This window comes from Luteimonas mephitis DSM 12574 (genome assembly GCF_000422305.1).
In the GTDB taxonomy this organism is placed as follows: Bacteria; Pseudomonadota; Gammaproteobacteria; order Xanthomonadales; family Xanthomonadaceae; genus Luteimonas; species Luteimonas mephitis.
In genome coordinates this window covers 411,422-428,389 of sequence record NZ_AULN01000014.1, presented here as the reverse complement: position 1 = coordinate 428,389, position 16,968 = coordinate 411,422, and the positions used below count along the sequence as shown (strand labels likewise).

The following is a 16,968-nucleotide window of genomic DNA, read 5'->3' as shown; positions in this document are numbered from 1 at the left end:
CATGCGAATTCTAGTGATTGAGCGCGATCGAGAAGTCGCTTTGAAGATTCTGGCCTACTTCGAGGCCCGAGGGCATCAGCTTGATACCATCGGGGACGGCATCGCCGGCCTTCACTTTGCGGCGTCCAATGGTTACGACGCAGTCATTCTTGATTGGATGCTTCCTCGCATGGAAGGCCCGGAGGTTCTGAGAAGGCTGCGGTTGAATCACGGTGTTTCAGTTCCTGTTGTGATGTTGGCTGCAAAGGTTGCGCTCTCGGACAAAATCATCGCTTTCCGCTCCGGTGCAGATGACTATGTGACCAAGCCTTTTGAGCTCCCGGAGCTCGAAGTTCGCCTAGAGGCGTTGGTTTCCCGTACGGAGGGACGCGTAACAAGGAGGCGGCTGCTGATCGGAGAGCTCACGTTGGACCTGAGTACGTTGGAGGCCACACGGGCTGGAAAACGACTGCATCTGTACCCAGCTTGCAGGAAGCTCCTTGAAGCGCTGATGCGGGCAAGTCCTGCCGCTGTGACCAGGCGGCAGCTTGAGCACACTCTCTGGGGTGACGACCTGCCCGACGGGGATCTTCTGCGATCACAGATGTCCAGCCTGCGGCGAAGCATTGATGGTCCGTTTGAGGAAAAGATGATCCAGACGCTGCCGCGGGTTGGGTATCGACTGATACCGCCATCAAGGCCTATGCCCCCCCCCGGGGAAGGGAGGCCCTATGACGGTGAGGCGTAGACATGGCTGCAGAGCCGTCAGTGCAGACCTTGAGCGCCTGACTATTTGGCCACGTATTCTGATCAGAGTATGACCATGTGGAAGCCAGCCGCACTCCCAATTGGCGCGTTCTTGGCCGCAGCGATTTGGGGCGCAGCGGCCATGGTGCCCTTCGCGCCGGCATCAGAAGAGATGATGTTTTGGATACCGGTGTCGATTGCGCTAACGAGTGCGGCTGCTGCATTGGTAGTTGCGATGATGCAAGACATCATTCTGGTCGCGGTAAAGAGATGGCCACTGTTCGTGAAATTCTATCCAACCCTCTGCTTGGAGCCACTCCCCTTTGCATTCCTTCCAATCGTGCTGTCACTCGCCGGAATTGCGGAGTTCGGTCCAGCGATGCTGAGTGCAGCTCTATTGCTGATCGGCTTCTCGTTTGCGGAGACTCTCTTCGCCGCCGCCCTCCACAGAGCCCGGGCGACGCCGACCGCGGTTGTGATCTCGATGCAGTGCGCTGCTCTGGTGTTTGCAGTTTACATGTACAAGAAAGGCATCCAAGCGAACGTCAGTGACATCAGTTGGCCGTGGTTCGCATCGTCTGTCACTGCCATGAGTCTATTCTCCTTCCTAGTCGGAAGGTATTGGGCCAACCTGCTTCGTGATGCTGAGGTGGGGTTCTCTCCCTTACTGAAGTGGGTTCTGGTCACCTTCATAGCTGAAGGATCTACTAGTGAATGGAGCCGGTGGAGATTGAAGCAACCTATTAAGCAACGCAGACCACCGGGGCTTCGGTCCAAGCCTCGCAGGAAATAGGATCCGATCAACCAATCCAAATCATGGAGGCTAATTCTTGACAACTGCGAGCGCGACAAATATGACGCAAGGGCGGATGGGACCACCCGTCGTCAGTCTCGCTCTGTGAGAGGTGGCGCATCGAGATCACGTTTGTGGAGGTCTTCTACCGGCCGGAAGCAATACCCCGAGGTAGGTCCGTGGTGGCGACTTCTGGTTTCAATGCGCCCGAAGCCCACCGGAGCCTCAAAGATGCGCGCTCAGGGTTGCAGCGGTCGCTGGCGACAGTCGTCATCGGCCGGAGCCTGTCCCCCGCCTACCAACCTTGCTGGCAAGGCCGGTGTTTTTTGATTGCAAGATTCAGACCTATCCCGCCTGACAATCACATTCCCTGGAGTCACCGCCAACATGAATGAAGCCGAGCTGGAACAAGTGCGTACGGCGATGTTTACCGACCCCGGCGTGAAAGCGGTGGATGACCTGCGCCTAGTCCCCGCCAAAGAGCGCGGTCGTGCGATCGCGGCCACCATCACCGTCGCTGCGCCCTCGGTCGACCTGGACCTGGTGCATGCGGTGATCGCCCGCGTGCTGGCCGATCAATTTGACATCGATCAGGTCATGCTGTGCTTCAACGACCCGGGTCCGGTGCCACCACAGCCCACAGCGGCGCCCTTGAAGAAAATGTGATCGCCCGTGGCTCTATGCGTCTGCGTTGGCGGGCGCATAGAGCTGATAACCCGGCAACGCGCACGCGCCGGCATACACAAAGGCCACGCTTTGCCGCGCCCGGGTGAAGGCCACGTAGTACTTTGGTGGGGCGGTGATACGCGCTGCATCTGCCGTGCGCAGGTACTGTGTCAGCGGGCCGTTCGGAAAGATGAGGACCCGGCTGTAGGTGCGGCCCTTGCACTGCCCAAAGTTCACGGCCGGTAGTCCGTCGCACGCTTGCCGCCGGTCATGCCGGAGCACGGTGGGCGCAAACTCCTGCATGTACGCTTCAACATCCGCTGGAGCGACGAGGTAGATGCCATCGTGCCCGGTGACCTCGCCATTGCCTGATTGGGTTCGCGGCATCTGCGGATAGAGCGTGTCCGCCATATCGCACAGGGCCTGGACGCAGCGAAGGCTGATGAGGCGGTGATCCAGCTGGCATAAGCCGTCCGCCTCCCAAATCTGAAACAGCGCTGCCAGATTGGGTCCACGATACTGGCTGTGCCTTTGAGCATAGTTGGTGGCATACGTCGCCTGCCGCGTATCACCCACCAACGTGATGGCAATGCCGCTCTTCAACAGCCGCTCGACCAGATCCAGATCAAAGCCGGCGAGGTCCTGAACTTCGTCGATGTAGAGCTCGTCGTACATGGCCGCCAGGCGTGCCATGACCTGACCTTGGGTGAGCTCATCGCAGCGCACAGCGAAATCGGCCGCCCGGTCCGAATACATCCGGTTGCCTGCCAAGTAGTGGCGCGCCACCTGGGTGCGTGGGGCCCTGTTATTGGTGACACCTTCTACGAACAGGATGGTCTCGATGCGAGGCTCAGGGCAAAGCGCTGCCTGGTACGGGCGGATGCACTGGCACAGCAGGAAGCCATACCAGCTGTGCAAAGTGACATGCACGGGGACCGCACCGGCGTGGACCTCAAACGAGCGCCGGATCTCTTCTAGATTCTCCAGCGTGTAGGTGACAATCGCGATGCGACGCCCAGGCCGCTCCAGGGCCTGCCGGACCAGCAAGGTGGTCTTGCCCGAGCCGGCCGCCGAAAGCAGGACCCGGTTAGGTGATGGCGCGCTGGACATAGTCCGGGAACCTGATCGAGTGCGGGCTGTTGAAGATCGCCAGGGCCGTATCGGTCTTATGGCCCTTCATGTACTTGAGCAGCGCCACCTCATCGGCAAACGTCTTGCCCAGCACGGTATTGAGTTCGGCCAGCGAGTTGGCTTTGATCAGCTGCTCTTCCAGCGATGGGGCGCTTTCGTCGGAATCGTAATAGATCGCGTTGATGTGTTCGGCATAGCGCTCCTGCACAACGGCGATATCGCCATCATTGTCGGTGATCACCTTGGCCTGGATTTTCAGCCGATCTGCAATCTGCAAGAAGCGCTTGAATGCCAGCGACTTGACCGAAATGATGTCTACGCCGCGAGCCATCGGCGCCACGCCATGGTGGTCGCTGTAGGCGCGCTGCACGATCAGCTCGTCGGAAGGGCCTTCCACCAGGATCGCCTGCTTGGCCAGGATCAATCGCAGCGTGTCGTGGCCCGGCAGCTTCATGAAATAGTCATGGGTATCGCTCGGCAGCTGGTCCAGCTTCATCTGGCCCTGCGCGCTGAACAGGATCACGTTGTCCACGCCCAGCTTATTCAACACGAAGCTGCTGTGGGTGGCGATGATCACCTGCTGGGCGGTGGAGAGGGCCGCAATCTTGTCGATCAGCTGGGTCATGCTGGAATAGGACAGATGGTTCTCCGGCTCCTCGATCAGCAGCACGTGGGCAGCGCCGGCCGCGTGCATCGCCAGCTTCATCTTCACCGCGCTTTGCTCACCCTTGCCGGCCTGGGTGAACGGGAGCTCATCCAGGTAAGGTGACAAGCTGGTTTCCCATGTTGAGCGCGGCGATGTGTCCACACCCACCGTCAGCGCCCGGTGGCTGATGTCCCCGGTGTGCTCGGTCAGGTACGCATTGATGGCCGCCACGTCCGCCTCTTCGGAAAAACTCTGCCGCATGCGGCGGAAGCTCAACGACAGCGAGACGCGCTGCGCAGGCGTCAGTGCCTGATCGATGATGCCGGCGATATAGCGATCGGCACCGGACAAGGTCTTGATGCCGTGAGTGTCGATGATGGTCGAATCGAACGGAATGCTGCGAGCGGTGACGCCATTGTTGGCGAAGGAATACCAGCGCACCGTGTAGTACTCCACCGGCAGGCTGACCGCACCCTGGTGCTGCTGCAGGTAGGCGTTGAACTCCTCGCGGTAGTCGTCGTTGAGCTCGACCAGCAGCCGGATGCCGGCGGTATCCAAGCGCAGGGAGTTGTTGGTGCCGCGCAACGACGCCAGCGCGACATCTGCGCCCAGATAGGCTTCGATGGAGATCCGTGGCGGCGAAGCCGGCGTGCCTGCAGCAAGGGTCGCCAGATATTCCTGCACCGCGGGCTGGTGGAACAGGTAGGGCGTGAGCTCGTAGGCGAGATTGCGCCCATGCAGTTGCCCGGTGACCACCACGTGGATGGCCTCCAGCAGGGTGGACTTACCGACCTCGTTGTCGCCCACCACCAGGTTCATGTGGGCGTTGAGGGGCAGGTCCAGATGGCGAAACGACTTGAAATTGTCGATGACGATACGTTCGATCGGCATGCACAGTCCTTTGATGGCCAACGAGTTCGGTGGCGGCGCCTGCTTGCACCCCGGCTGGCCTCCTTTCCGCTCTGGGCCAAACTACCCAGGGATCGCCAGCCTTGGGCGGTTTCGTACTGTTTTGACGACTTGAAATGGCCGAAACGCTGGTTACGCGGGATAATTCAATATTATCCCGCCTGAAGCTGATGCCCCCGGCCGGGTCTGTCCGGCCGTTGAGTAGTATGTAATTACATGGTATGTAATACATTACGAAATACACGGGAGAGGGCGAATGGCGCGTTCTGGCTTGTACAAAAGCGATGTGCAACGCGCCCGGGACAGTCTCCGGGCCGAAGGCAAGAACCCCTCGGTGGACGCGGTACGCGTGGCACTGGGCAATACCGGGTCCAAGACAACCATCCACCGCTACCTGAAGGAGCTGGAAGAGGAGGAAGGGCAAGGCGTGGGCGCCAAGATCGCGGTCAGCGACGCCCTGCAGGACCTGGTGGCTCGCCTGGCCGAGCGGCTGCATGCCGAGGCCGAAACGATGGTCGCGCAGGCACAGGAACGGTTCCAGGCCGAGCTGCACGAGCGCACCCAGGCCTTGGAACAGGCCCGGCAGGAGGCCGGCAATCTCAGCGCGCAGCTTCAGCGCACCGAGACAGCTCTGCAGACAGAACGCGAGGCGGGCGAAGCCGCCAAGGATGAGGTGGCCAGCCGCACCACCGAGCTGGCACAACTGCAGGAACGCATTGCGGGCCTCACGGCGCGGCTGGCAGAGCACGAAAGCCACGCACGCTCCTTGGAGCAGAAGCACGAGCATGCCAGGGAAGCCCTTGAGCACTACCGCACCTCGGTCAAAGACCAGCGCGAGCAAGAGCAGCGTCGGCATGAGCACCAGGTGCAGGAACTGCAGGTTGCCCTGCGGCAGGCCAACGAGGCGTTGACCGCCAAGAACCACGATCTGGTGCAGCTCAACCGAGAGAACGGCCAGTGGCTGGAACGCCACACGCGGTTGGAAAGGGAGGTGGCGCAGTTGCGCCAGACCACCCAGACGCAACAGGGTGAGCTCGATACGCTGCGCCTGACGGCGGCCGAATACCAGGCGTTGCAGGTGCGCTGGAGCCAAGACACTCAGGCCTTGGAAGTGGCTCGACAAGAGCTCGCGCAAGCCCGGACCGAGCTGGTCCAAGAGCGCGAACGACGCGAGCACGCCGAGGCGGAGACGCTGCGCGCCACTGTGCGCCTGAGCACCTTGGAGCCGCTGCTTGCCCAGCTGCAGCCATCCAGTGCCGGCGGCAAAGGCGCCAAGCGGATCTCATCGGAAGAGACGCCGGGGTCATAGCCTAGGAACGGAACATCCGCCACGATCGCAAGGAGCTTTGGCATGAGCGTAGTCACCACGACACCCCCGGAAATCTCCCGTGCCGTGCGGCGCTTGACCGATTCCGTCGTGCACGGCGCAGAACCGGTCTATCTCGATGTACAGCCGGAAGCCGACGCGATCGTGCACGAGTGCTTTCTCAACGTGCAGGCCAAGGTCGCGCGCGACGGTGGTCAGATGCTGTGCGGGTGGCAGCTGTGGGAATGGCCGCACGTGCTGGTCGAGGCAGAATTCCATGCCGTGTGGGTCAGTCCCGCAGGGGAAATGGTCGACATCACGCCAAAGCCTGAAGGCGAAAGGCGCATTCTCTTCGTGCCGGATGCGCGAAGACGCTATGAGGGCCTGGCTATCGACAACGTCCGCATGCCATTACGCGATGACCTGCTGATCAAGCACTTCATCCAGATGTCCGAAGCGATTGTCCAGGTGATGAACCGCGGCGAACGATCATCCCAGTATGGCGAGGTCAGCGTGCCCGCCAATGAAATCCAGCCCCTGCTGCAGGCGAGGGATTTCTTGGGCCAGTCACTCGGTGCGGGATTGCGCGAGCATGCGCCGTGCCTGTGTGGCAGCGGCACCAAGTACAAGCGCTGCCATGGCGCGCAAGTAGAAGCATTTTTCCGTCGTTGACGGTGGTGCCCCTGGTCGGACTGGGGAGGGCCGAGCCTGGAAGTTCGCCGAGGGTCGAATTCACCGATCCATCAATCGGTTAGCGAAGATCTGGCCGTGTTCGTAACGATTCCCTGCCAACCCTCAACCGCAGTCGACACCCGGGTACCTTTTCGTAGCGTTCAAGAAATTACAGGCATGTTGTAGTCGGTGCCGGCGACCGGCCGGCCTGCTGGGCCAGAGCGTAGACAGGCCCGGTTCGCCAACGCGGCGGCGACGATCCGCGAACTGCTGAGAAACTTCGGGCGAGTTGTCGGTGGTTCTTCGTCCGTCCGGGCGTTTTATCGGCGGACGTACAAATCGCGGGCGATTGTTGGTCGGCAAATGAGTGGGTGTTGGCTGGTGACGGGGCGTTTCCTCGGAGGCAATCACGAACAGCGACGAAGAACCTGCCGTTTCGGCCTTGGGGGAGGCCCCTTCGGCCATCTCCATCATTTCGCATAATGCATATTATGTAAAATACGGGGAGCCGAATGACGCCCTGGAGGAACGTCCATGCCAAAACATCGTCCTGTCGTCTGCCTGCATTGCCAAGTGGAGCATCCGGAAGCTCACCACGAGCGCGTGGTCTACAACAAGACGCCGCTCTATGGCCCGTGGGTCGACTGGCGCATGGCCGGTAAAGACCTGACCTCGTCCGAGGCTGACCGAATCTCCGTGCGTCGGCTCAGCGGCATTCTTTGGGACGAACGATCACGCAAACGGATCCTGCGGATCCTTCCACGGCAGACACTGGCGACCGTGACCCTGCCGGCGCGGGAATCGTTCACTGACATTGCCTGAAGGTAGCCGCGCCGCAGCGAATGAGGGCTGCCGTACGACTGCGTACCCGCGGGCATTGCGGACCTACTTGCAAGCGTCGTAGACGCGGTGGTTCCAGCGGGAAAGCTGCTCCATGGTCACCTTGATCCCGCGCTTCCGCTGGAAGTCATCGCGTGCGCGCTTTTCCCGGGTGCATGGGTCGACGGTGGCTTTGCGACGTTTCGAGCCGGCGTGCCTCGAGTTGCGCGTGCTGCGCGCATGTCGTGCGTGTCGTGGTCGCGATGCGCGTGATGATCCGTTCTCGCCGGCGGCGACGGCCGGACCGGCGCCGGGTGCCGCGGGCGTGGTGGCTTCAACTTCCATCTCGCGCACATCCACGAGCCGTTCGCCCGCCAGACAGGCCCCGCTGCGGTAAGCGGTCGTGCCGCCCTGCCCGCTGCACTGGTGGACGGTCTGTGACTGCGCGCAGAAGCAGGCGCCCAGCAGGAGCAGCAACAGCAAGTAGTTCTTTCGCACCGGTGACCTTCCCTGGTCTTGTTTCGATCGTGCACAGGATCGATGAATGCGCGACTCGGGGAAAGCGGGATCCGTGGCGTTGCCGCGTCGGGGAAATGCGCGCGTCCGCGTAGGGTTCCCGGAGGTCTTCAGTTTGCTGGGTGTCTACAACAGCCGGGGCGCTGGGCGATCCGCGGCATCCGCCAGCCACAGTTCGACCGAGTGCCGGGCGTAGTCGTCGCGAAGCGGAATCGCCAGCCCCGGCTGTTCGACGCCGTCCACCAGCAGCCGTGGTGGCGCGCCCTGCCCTGCGCCGCGGTGTACCTGGATGCGGTACACCGTGTCGCGGTAGCGGTAGCGGATGGCGTAGCCGGGCCAGTCGGGCGGGATGCACGGCGACAGCCGTAGGGTGCCGCCCTCCAGCCGCAGGCCAAGCAATGATTCGATCACCAGCCGATACATCCAGCCGGCCGAGCCGGTGTACCAGGTCCAGCCACCGCGGCCGACGTGCGGTTCGACCGCGTAGACGTCGGCCGCCACTACGTAGGGCTCGACCTTGTACGTGGCGACGCGCTCGGCGGTATCGCCGTGATGGATCGGGTTGATCATGCGGAACAGTTCCCACGCGCGCGCGTGGTCGCCAAGTTCGGCGAAGGCCATCGTCGCCCACACCGCGGCGTGGGTGTACTGGCCGCCGTTCTCGCGTACGCCGGGCACGTAGCCGCGGATGTAGCCGGGATCCTGCGAGGTCTTGTCGAACGGCGGGTCCAGCAACTGCACCAGTCCCGCGTCGCGTCGCACCAGGTGCTGGTCGAGCGACTCCATCGCCTGGCGTGCACGCATCGGGTCGGCGGCGCCTGAAAGCACCGACCAGCTTTGCGAAATCGAGTCGATGTTGCACTCGTCGCTTTCGGTCGAACCCAGCGGCGCGCCGTTGTCGAACCACGCGCGCCGATACCAGGCACCATCCCATGCCTGCGCTTCCAGCGCCTGGCGCAGCTGCGTGGCACGGTCGACGCAGCGCTCGGCGAACAGCAGGTCGCCGCGGTCGCGCGCCAGCGCATGGAAACGGTTGAGCACGTCGTACAGGAAGAAGCCCAGCCATACGCTCTCGCCACGGCCGCCCTCCCCCACCCGGTTCATGCCGTCGTTCCAGTCGCCGGTGCCGATCAGCGGCAGGCCGCGTTCGCCGAAGTGGTCCAGTGCGCGCTGCAGGGCGCGCACGCAGTGCTGGTACAGCGTCTCGCGCAGCCCGGAGCGTGACGGCAGGTCGTAGTACGACTCCTCGTCCGGGTCGACCTGGCGGCCCTCTACATAGGTCAGGCGTTCGTTGAGCACGTCGCGGTCGCCGGTGGCCTCGACATAGCGGCTGGTCGCCAGCGGCAGCCACAGGTAGTCGTCGGAACAGCGGGTGCGCACGCCACGGTCGAGCGGTGGATGCCACCAGTGCTGCACGTCGCCGTCGATGAACTGGTGTTCGGCGCACAGCAGCAGGTGGTTGCGCGCGAGCTTCGGCTCGGCGTGCAGCATCGCCATCGTGTCCTGCAGCTGGTCGCGGAAGCCGAACGCGCCGCCGGACTGGTAATAGCCGCTGCGCGCGAAATAGCGGCAGCCGATGGTCTGGTACAGCAGCCAGCCGTTGGCGAGCAGGTCCACGGCCGGCTCCGGCGTTTCCACCTGCACCGCGCCGAGCGTTCGCAGCCAGCCGATGCGGACTTCATCGAGCGCGTCCCACGCCGCGTCTTGGCCGCGGGCCTGGCGCGCGACTGCAATGGCGTCGGCATGCGAACGACCGGCGCCGAGGCGGAACACGACCTCGCGCGACTGCCCGGGCGCGAGGTCCAGCGCGACCTGGATCGCCGCGCAGGGGTCGAGGCCAGCGCCGATCCGTCCGGACAGGCGCTCGCGCGCCATCGCCGCCGGCTTGCGCAGGCTGCCGTTGCGGCCGATGAACTCGCCACGGTCGCCACTGATGCTGCGGCGCGCATCTCCACCGTGCCAGTCGCCGGCATCGATGTCGGCATCAAAGAACGCGACCCGCCCGCCGAACTCGGTGTTGTAGGCGTTGCGCGCCAGCACCGCGCCGCTCTCGCGCACGGGTTCAGGCTCGGTGACCACGTGCATCTGCGTGCGCGCGTGGAGGTCGCCGAGGATCCATTCGACATAGCCGGTTGCACTGAGCCGGCGCGTGCGCTCGCCGGTGTTGCGCACCCGCAGCACGCTGAACTTCACCGCCGCCTCGCGCGCGACGTACACCCACAGTTCGCTGGCGATGCCGTCGCGCTCGTGTTCGTAGACGCTGTAGCCGAAGCCGTGGCGCACGCGATACGTGCCTTCGTCGCCGCAGGGCAGCGGCGTCGGCGACCAGAACCGCCCGGTCTGTTCGTCACGCAGGTAGAAGGCCTCGCCATTGGCGTCGCACACCGGGTCGTCGTGCCAGGGCGTGAGGCGGAACTCGTGCGCGTTCTCCGCCCACGTGTAGCCGGTGTTCGATTCGCTGGCCACGCAGCCGAACTGCGGGTTGGCCAGCACGTTGGACCACGGCGCCGGTGTCGCCTGCCCCGGCTGCAGGTCGATCACGTACTCGCGGCCGTCTGCGGAGAAGGCGCCGATGCCGTTGCCCTCGCGCAGCGGCATCGCCACCGGGTCGAACGGCCACGGGTCCGTTGCCACCGCGTCGCCATTGCGTCCGGCACCGGCGTTCCCGTCGTGCGTGGGCAGCGCCATCAGTTCGTACTGCGTCGGCTGCGGCTGCAGCGGCGGCACGGCGGCTTCCGGCGGCGGCCGGCGCCCGACCTGCTCGGCCAGCGTGCCATGCGCATCGCTCACGATCACGCGGGCCACCGATTGCAGCAGGATCCGATCCTCCTGCGGCAGCTGGTGCGCGGGGCGCACGAAGATACCGCCGGGGCGGTCGATCACGTTGGCTTCCACGCCCGCCGAGATCAGGCCCATGATCTGGTCCTGCAGCTGCTGGCGGTAGCCGCCCTGCTCGTCGTTCCAGATCACCAGGTCGGTGGTCAGGCCCTTGAGCCGCCAGTAGGCGTAGGCCTGCACCATCTGCCGGACCAGTTCGATGTGCTCGGCGTCGGCGATCTGCACCAGCACGATTGGGTGGTCGCCCGAGATCGCCTGCCCCCAGAGCCCCGACTGGCCGCGGCGGTTCTGCAGCAGCAGCGCCTGCTCCGCGCGCAGCGCCGGGTTTGCGTACAGCACCAGCCCGGCCAGTCGCTCGTACAGCTGCGCATCGGCCTGCGAGGCGTTGATCTGCCGCCGTACCACCTGGCTGTGGGTCCACGCCAGGTCGAACACGCGGTCGGCCAGGCGCCGGTCGCGGTACTTGTCGACCAGCGCGGTGCAATCCTCGCGCGCGGCACCCACGCCGCTGACCATGTCGATGGTCGCGGCCTGGTATGGCGCCAGCGTGATGCGGCTGCGGATCGCGACGATCGGATCGAGTACCGAGCCCTGGCTGCCCGACAGCGCGCCGGGTTCGACCAGGGCACGTGGCGCGCGCGCGTCGCGACCACGACCGATGAAGCGCGAGCGGTCGGTTTCGTACGAGATCGCGTCGACGTCGGCGTCGTGCACGGCCACGAGGTGGAACATCCACGGTGGCACCTCGCCCTGGGCGCGGGCCCGGCGCGTGCACAGGATCGCCTGCCGCTCGGGCACCAGTTCGGTTTGCACGAACAGGTTGCTGAAGGCCGGGTGCAGCTCGTCGGAGATCGCGGATGCGAGCACCACCTCGGCGTACGTGGTGATCTCGATGCTGCGTGCGCTGCGCGACTGGTTGGTGATGTGCAGGCGACGCAGTTCGATGTCGTCCTCGGGTGAGATCGCGATTTCCAGGTGGGTCTCGAAGCCGTGCTGGCGGCCGCGGAACTCGGCCTTGGCATCGGAGAAGATCGCCTCGTAACCCGGGACCTCGACCGCCGTGGGCTGGTAGGACGCCGACCAGAATCCGCCGCTGTCCACGTCGCGCAGGTAGCACCAGCTGCCCCACGGGTCGCGCGTGCCATCCTCGCGCCAGCGGGTCACCGCCATGTCGTGCAGGCGGCTGTAGCCGCTGCCGGCGCTGGTGAGCATGAGGTGGTAGCGGCCGTTGGACAGCATCTGCACCGCCGGCCGCGGCGAGGATGCGTTGCGGAAGATGCGCAGGCGGGTTTCGGTGGCATCGGGGGCGATCGCCGCGCCCTCCACTTCGGCAGTGTTGGGATGGAAAGCGCCGGTGCGCGGGATGCGCTCCTGCAGCAGCAGCACGGTGGCCTGGAACTCGGGATCGGCGAGGAAGCGGCGCTGCATCGGCTGGTTGTGCAGCAGGTAGTCCAGCGCCAGCAGGCCCATGCCCTGGTGATGTGCCATGAACGAGCGCACCAGTGCGCGTGACTGCCCGCGCGGCAGCCGCGCCGGGGTGTAGTCGATCGCCTCGTACATGCCGTAGCGGCCGGAAAAACCCTCGTGGACCATGCGCTGCAGGTTCCTGCAGGCGTCGGCCGGCGCCACCATCAGCGCCATCATGCTGGCGTAGGGCGCGATCACCAGGTCCTGCGCCAGGCCGCGCCGCAGGCCCAGGCCGGGCACGCCGAACGCACGGTACTGGTAGTTCATGCGCGCATCGACGGTGTTGTAGCCGGATTCGGACATGCCCCACGGCACGTCGCGCTGGTGGCCGTATTCGATCTGCCGCGCCACCGTCGCCTTCGCGGTCTGGTCGAGCAGCGAGCCTTCGTAGCTGGGCATCACCAGCTGCGGCATCAGGTACTCGAACATCGATCCGCTCCACGACAGCAGCGCCGGGTCGCCATCGACGTCGGTCAGCAGCCTGCCCAGCGCGAACCAGGCATCCTGCGGCAGCTGGCCGCGGGCGATGCCGATGAAGCTGCACAGGCGCGCCTCGGAGGCCAGCAGGTCGTAGTAGCCCGGATCGCTGCGGTGCTCCTCGACGTTGTGGCCGATGGTGAGCAGGTGCCGGCCGCGGTCGTAGAGGAAGTCCAGCTCCATCTGCGCGCACTGCCCGGCAACGTGCGCGAGGCGCTCGAACCCAGCGATGCGTTCGCGTGCCTGCTCCTGCACCTCGCCCGATGCGGCGCCGGCGAGTTCGCGCAGCGTGGGTACCGGTGCCGCCGCGCGTGCCTGCGGGAGCCAGGCCAGCGCGGCCGCCGCTGCGTGGCACTGGTCGAGGAGCTTGCGCAGCCAGTAGGCGGCGTCGGTTGCCGCATCCGCGTCGCGCTCCGCTTCCGCGGAAGCGCCAGGGCCGGCAGCGGGCTGCGCCAGCGCGGTGAGTTCGGCCAGCGCCAGCGATGCTTCGGCGCAGGTCGTTGGCGGTGCAGGCAGCAGGGCGTCGAGCTTTCGTCCAAATGCATCCGGCAAGTTGCCGCCGGCTTCCTCCAGCACGCCCAGCGTGTCGCGCAGGCCCTGCCAGGTGGCGGGCGCAAGGATCGGCACGTCGGCTTGCGCCAGCAATCCCTGGCGCAGCGTCAGCAGGTGCCCGGCGAGGTTGCCGCTGTCGACGGTGGAGATGTATAGCGGCGGCAGCGGATGCAGGGTTTCGGTGTCGTACCAGTTGTAGAAGTGGCCTCGGTGCCGCGGCAGCGACTCCAGCGTGCCCAGCGTCGACGCGATGCGTTCGGCCATGCCCTCGCCCTGCAGGTAGCCGAAGTCGTGCGCGGACAGGTTGGCGAGCAAGGCAAGGCCGATGTTGGTCGGCGAGGTGCGCCGCGCGACCATCAGGGAGGGATGCTCCTGGATGTTGTCCGGCGGCAGCCAATGGTCGGCTTCGGTGACGAAATCCTCGAAGAACGCCCAGGTGCGCCGCGACAGGCGGCCGAGGAACGCGCCCTGCCTTGCCGACAGTCGCTCGACCCTGCGCGCGCGCGGCTTCCCGGTCCACCAGGCCAGCCACGGCGACAGCAGCCACAGCGCCAGCAGCGGCGCGGCGACCGGCAGCGACGCCGGATGCAGGCGTGCCAGCGCAAACGCGACCGCGATCGCTAACAGCGGCGCGAACCACATCTCGCGCAGCGACGCCGCCAGGCCGCTGCCCAGCGTCTTCTCCACCAGGCTCGACGGGCTCCACTGCAGCATCCGCCGGCGCGAGACCAGCATCCGCCACAGCGTGCGCGCGATCGCATCGAGGCTGTAGAACGCCTCGTACGGCAGGAACGCAGCGCCCAGCGCAATCCGCGCCAGGTCGCGCCCGGCCGCCTGCGCGCGATGCTGCAGGTGTGCCCGCCACGGCAGTTCGCGAGGCTTGTCGAACAGCGCAGTCAGGGCGGCCACCAGCGGCGCCACCAGCAGCGTCGACAGCACCCACATCGTCCATCCGAGCGCGTGCGGCGCGAGCAGCCAGCCAAGCACGAACAGCGTGGTGGTCGCCGCCGGCACCAGGCTGCGGCGCAGGTTGTCGAGCAGCTTGCCGCGCGAGAGCCATGACAGCGGATTGCGCTGCCCGCGGCCGCCGCCCGTCGGTACCCACGGCAGCAGCCAGGGCAGCAGCTGCCAGTCGCCGCGGATCCAGCGGTGGCGACGCTTGACGTCCAGCGCATAGCGGTCGGGATAGTCCTCGTACAGCTGCACGTCGCTGACCAGCCCGGCGCGTGCGTAGCAGCCCTCGAGCAGGTCGTGGCTGAGGATCTGGTTGTCGGGGAAGCGATCGGCCAGCGTGCGTTCGAACGCGGCCAGGTCGTAGATGCCCTTGCCGACGAACGAGCCTTCGCCGAACAGGTCCTGGTAGACGTCCGACACCGTGCGCGTGTACGGATCGATGCCCGGCTCGCTGCCGTATAGGCGCGCATACCAGGAGCGACGCTCGCCGCCCATGCTGGCGCCCACGCGCGGCTGCAGGATGCCGTAGCCACCCGACACCACGCGCCGCGAAGGATCCAGCCGGGCGCGGTTGAGCGGATGGGCCAGCGTACCGACCATTTCGCGCGCGGCATCGTGCGGCAGCCGGGTATCGGTGTCGAGCGTGATCACGTAGCGCACGCCCTGCAGCGCCTGCGCGTCGCCGACGATGCTGGAGAAGGCCGCCGGGCTGCCGTCTCGCAGGAAGGCGTTGAGCGCCGCGAGCTTGCCGCGCTTGCGCTCGCGTCCCATCCACGTGCGTTCGCGCGGGTTCCAGGTCCGCGGCCGGTGCAGCAGGAAGAAGATGTCGTAACCGCCGGCGTGGCGTGCATTCAGCGCCTCGATCGCGTGCCTCGCCTCGTCAAGCACGGCGGCGTCGCCCGGAAGCACTTCCGCATCGGCATCGAGGAAGTCGGTCAGCAGCGCGAAGCGCAGGTTACCGTCGCGATTGGCGAGGAACCGCACCTCCAGCGCGTCGGCCAGCGCATGCACCGACTCGACATCGCCGATCATGCTCGGCACCACAACCAGCGTGCGTGCGTCGGGCGGGATGCCGTCGGAGTAATCCAGTCGCGGCAATGCGCGCGGCACGGTCAGGATGGTGGCGAACCAGTTCACCAGCACCACGCCCAGTTCGCTGAAGGCGATCACCGCCAGCACGCCGACCAGGTACAGTACGTCGCGCTGGTCGAGGATCTCGCGCGCATCGCCCATCAGCCCGGCGGTGAACAGCGTCACCACCGCCGCGATCGGCAGGATGTAGGCCGGCAGCGGGAAGTGCGCCGGCCCGCTGCGCAGGGCGGCCAGCAGCCCGCGCCGCAACCCGAGTGCATCCTCCAGGCGCGGCAGCCCTGCGTCGACGAGGTAGTAGCCGACATGGTGGGCGATGTCGCCGGTGCCGTCCTGCACGTCGGCATCGCGCGCCAGCTGCAGCGCGGCGCTCGCGACCTCGTGTTCCTTGAGTTTTCCGCGCCGCGCGATGCGCTCGACGACGTGGCGGTAGCGGTCGCGGGTGGCGAAATCCATCCGGCCGTAGGTGCCGTCCGGGTCGTCGCGCAGCGTCGCCTCGACCACGCTCATGGCCTCGACGAAGTCGCGCCAGTCGGTCATCGACAGCAGCCGCAGGCTGCCGATGCTGTTGCTGATCGACACCTGGTCGGCGGCCTGCTGCCGGCTCTCCGCCTGCACCAGCGGCGCGATGCCCTGCTCCCGGTCGGCCAGCCACTGCTCGATCCAGGTCAGCGGCAGGCTCAGCGCCGCGCCCTGCCCCTGCAGGCGGCGGACGATCTCGGCGACGAAGGCGCTGCTCGGCGGCGGCTGGGCGCGTGCCATGTCCGCGATCACCAGCACCACGCTCTTGGGGTCGGACTCGGCGATCGCGCCGAAACGATCCGCCCACATGTCGGCGAGGTCGCGGTCGATGCGACCGGCGGTCACCTGCGCGCTGACTCGGCGCAGGTTCTCGATCAGCGCCAGCCGCAGCATGATCGGGATCGCCCACAGCTCACCGAGCGTGAGCGGCGTGACCGACTGGTACGCACTGATGAAGCGGCCCAGGCTCTCGACGTCGACGCGGCCGTCGCCATGCGAGATCGCGTTGAGCGCGATGTCGTAGACCCGCGGCAGCTGGTCGGACGGACCGCCCTCCAGGCGCGGCAGTTCGCGGCTGTAGCCCTTGGGCAGGTGGCGGCGCGCGATCCTGACCTGTTCCTCGATCAGGTAGAGGTTGTCGAGCAGCCAGTCGCCGGCTGGGGTCAGGCGGCGCTTGGCATGCGCGGCGTCACCGAGCAGCCGGCTGGCGCGTTCGATCACCGTCTCGTTCGCACTCAGCCGCGCCAGCAGCAGGTCGGCGCTGTGGCGACCGCTGAGCTTGTGCGCCTGCGCCAGCACCCGGCCGTGGCGTTCCATCTGCTCGGCGCTGAACAGCTGCGCACGCAGCGGCAGCTCGTGCGGGCCGGTGGCCGTCGCCGCGTGCGC

The 16,968-nt window shown here is 65.9% G+C and carries 10 protein-coding genes; 6 read left to right on the top strand and 4 right to left on the bottom strand.

Annotated elements, in window-relative coordinates; all coding sequences use genetic code 11:
- The first annotated feature begins 1 nt into the window (after position 1).
- From H570_RS16685 to H570_RS0106740, 3 genes are all read left to right on the top strand, one after another.
- Entirely contained in the window at positions 2-727 is a 726-nt protein-coding gene (locus tag H570_RS16685; protein WP_051176182.1) for a response regulator transcription factor, read from the top strand.
- A gap of 69 nt (positions 728-796) precedes the next feature.
- Entirely contained in the window at positions 797-1,519 is a 723-nt protein-coding gene (locus H570_RS0106745; RefSeq protein WP_017354992.1) for a hypothetical protein, read from the top strand.
- 387 nt (positions 1,520-1,906) lie between these two features.
- Positions 1,907-2,185, top strand: coding sequence for a hypothetical protein (locus H570_RS0106740; RefSeq protein WP_027080079.1), 279 nt, complete (start codon positions 1,907-1,909; stop codon positions 2,183-2,185).
- A 12-nt stretch (positions 2,186-2,197) separates the two neighbouring features.
- Here the strand turns inward: H570_RS0106740 and H570_RS0106735 are convergent, their stop codons facing one another.
- Together H570_RS0106735 and H570_RS0106730 are read right to left on the bottom strand one after the other, a co-directional pair.
- Complete coding sequence (locus H570_RS0106735) at positions 2,198-3,295, bottom strand: UvrD-helicase domain-containing protein (protein WP_017354990.1); 1,098 nt, start codon at positions 3,293-3,295, stop codon at positions 2,198-2,200.
- Positions 3,273-4,853, bottom strand: a complete 1,581-nt coding sequence (locus H570_RS0106730; protein WP_017354989.1) for an ATP-dependent nuclease — start codon at positions 4,851-4,853, stop codon at positions 3,273-3,275. Before H570_RS0106730 ends, H570_RS0106735 begins: the two co-directional genes overlap by 23 nt.
- A 274-nt stretch (positions 4,854-5,127) precedes the next feature.
- On the opposite strand from H570_RS0106730, the gene H570_RS0106725 reads away from it, so the two are divergent.
- From H570_RS0106725 to H570_RS0106715, 3 genes are all read left to right on the top strand, one after another.
- Positions 5,128-6,180 carry a DNA-binding protein gene (locus H570_RS0106725; protein WP_027080078.1) on the top strand — a complete coding sequence of 351 codons (1,053 nt, stop codon included), beginning with the start codon at positions 5,128-5,130 and terminating at the stop codon, positions 6,178-6,180.
- A 42-nt stretch (positions 6,181-6,222) separates the two neighbouring features.
- Positions 6,223-6,849, top strand: a complete 627-nt coding sequence (locus tag H570_RS16680; RefSeq protein WP_027080077.1) for an SEC-C domain-containing protein — start codon at positions 6,223-6,225, stop codon at positions 6,847-6,849.
- Between the two features lie 534 nt (positions 6,850-7,383).
- Positions 7,384-7,671 carry a hypothetical protein gene (locus H570_RS0106715; protein WP_156899874.1) on the top strand — a complete coding sequence of 96 codons (288 nt, stop codon included), beginning with the start codon at positions 7,384-7,386 and terminating at the stop codon, positions 7,669-7,671.
- Positions 7,672-7,734: 63 nt separating this feature from the next.
- Here H570_RS0106715 and H570_RS0106710 read toward each other — a convergent pair whose 3' ends face one another.
- Complete coding sequence (locus H570_RS0106710) at positions 7,735-8,166, bottom strand: hypothetical protein (protein ID WP_027080075.1); 432 nt, start codon at positions 8,164-8,166, stop codon at positions 7,735-7,737.
- 144 nt (positions 8,167-8,310) lie between these two features.
- Positions 8,311-16,899 carry a GH36-type glycosyl hydrolase domain-containing protein gene (locus H570_RS16675; protein ID WP_156899880.1) on the bottom strand — a complete coding sequence of 2,863 codons (8,589 nt, stop codon included), beginning with the start codon at positions 16,897-16,899 and terminating at the stop codon, positions 8,311-8,313.
- Positions 16,900-16,968 lie beyond the last annotated feature (69 nt).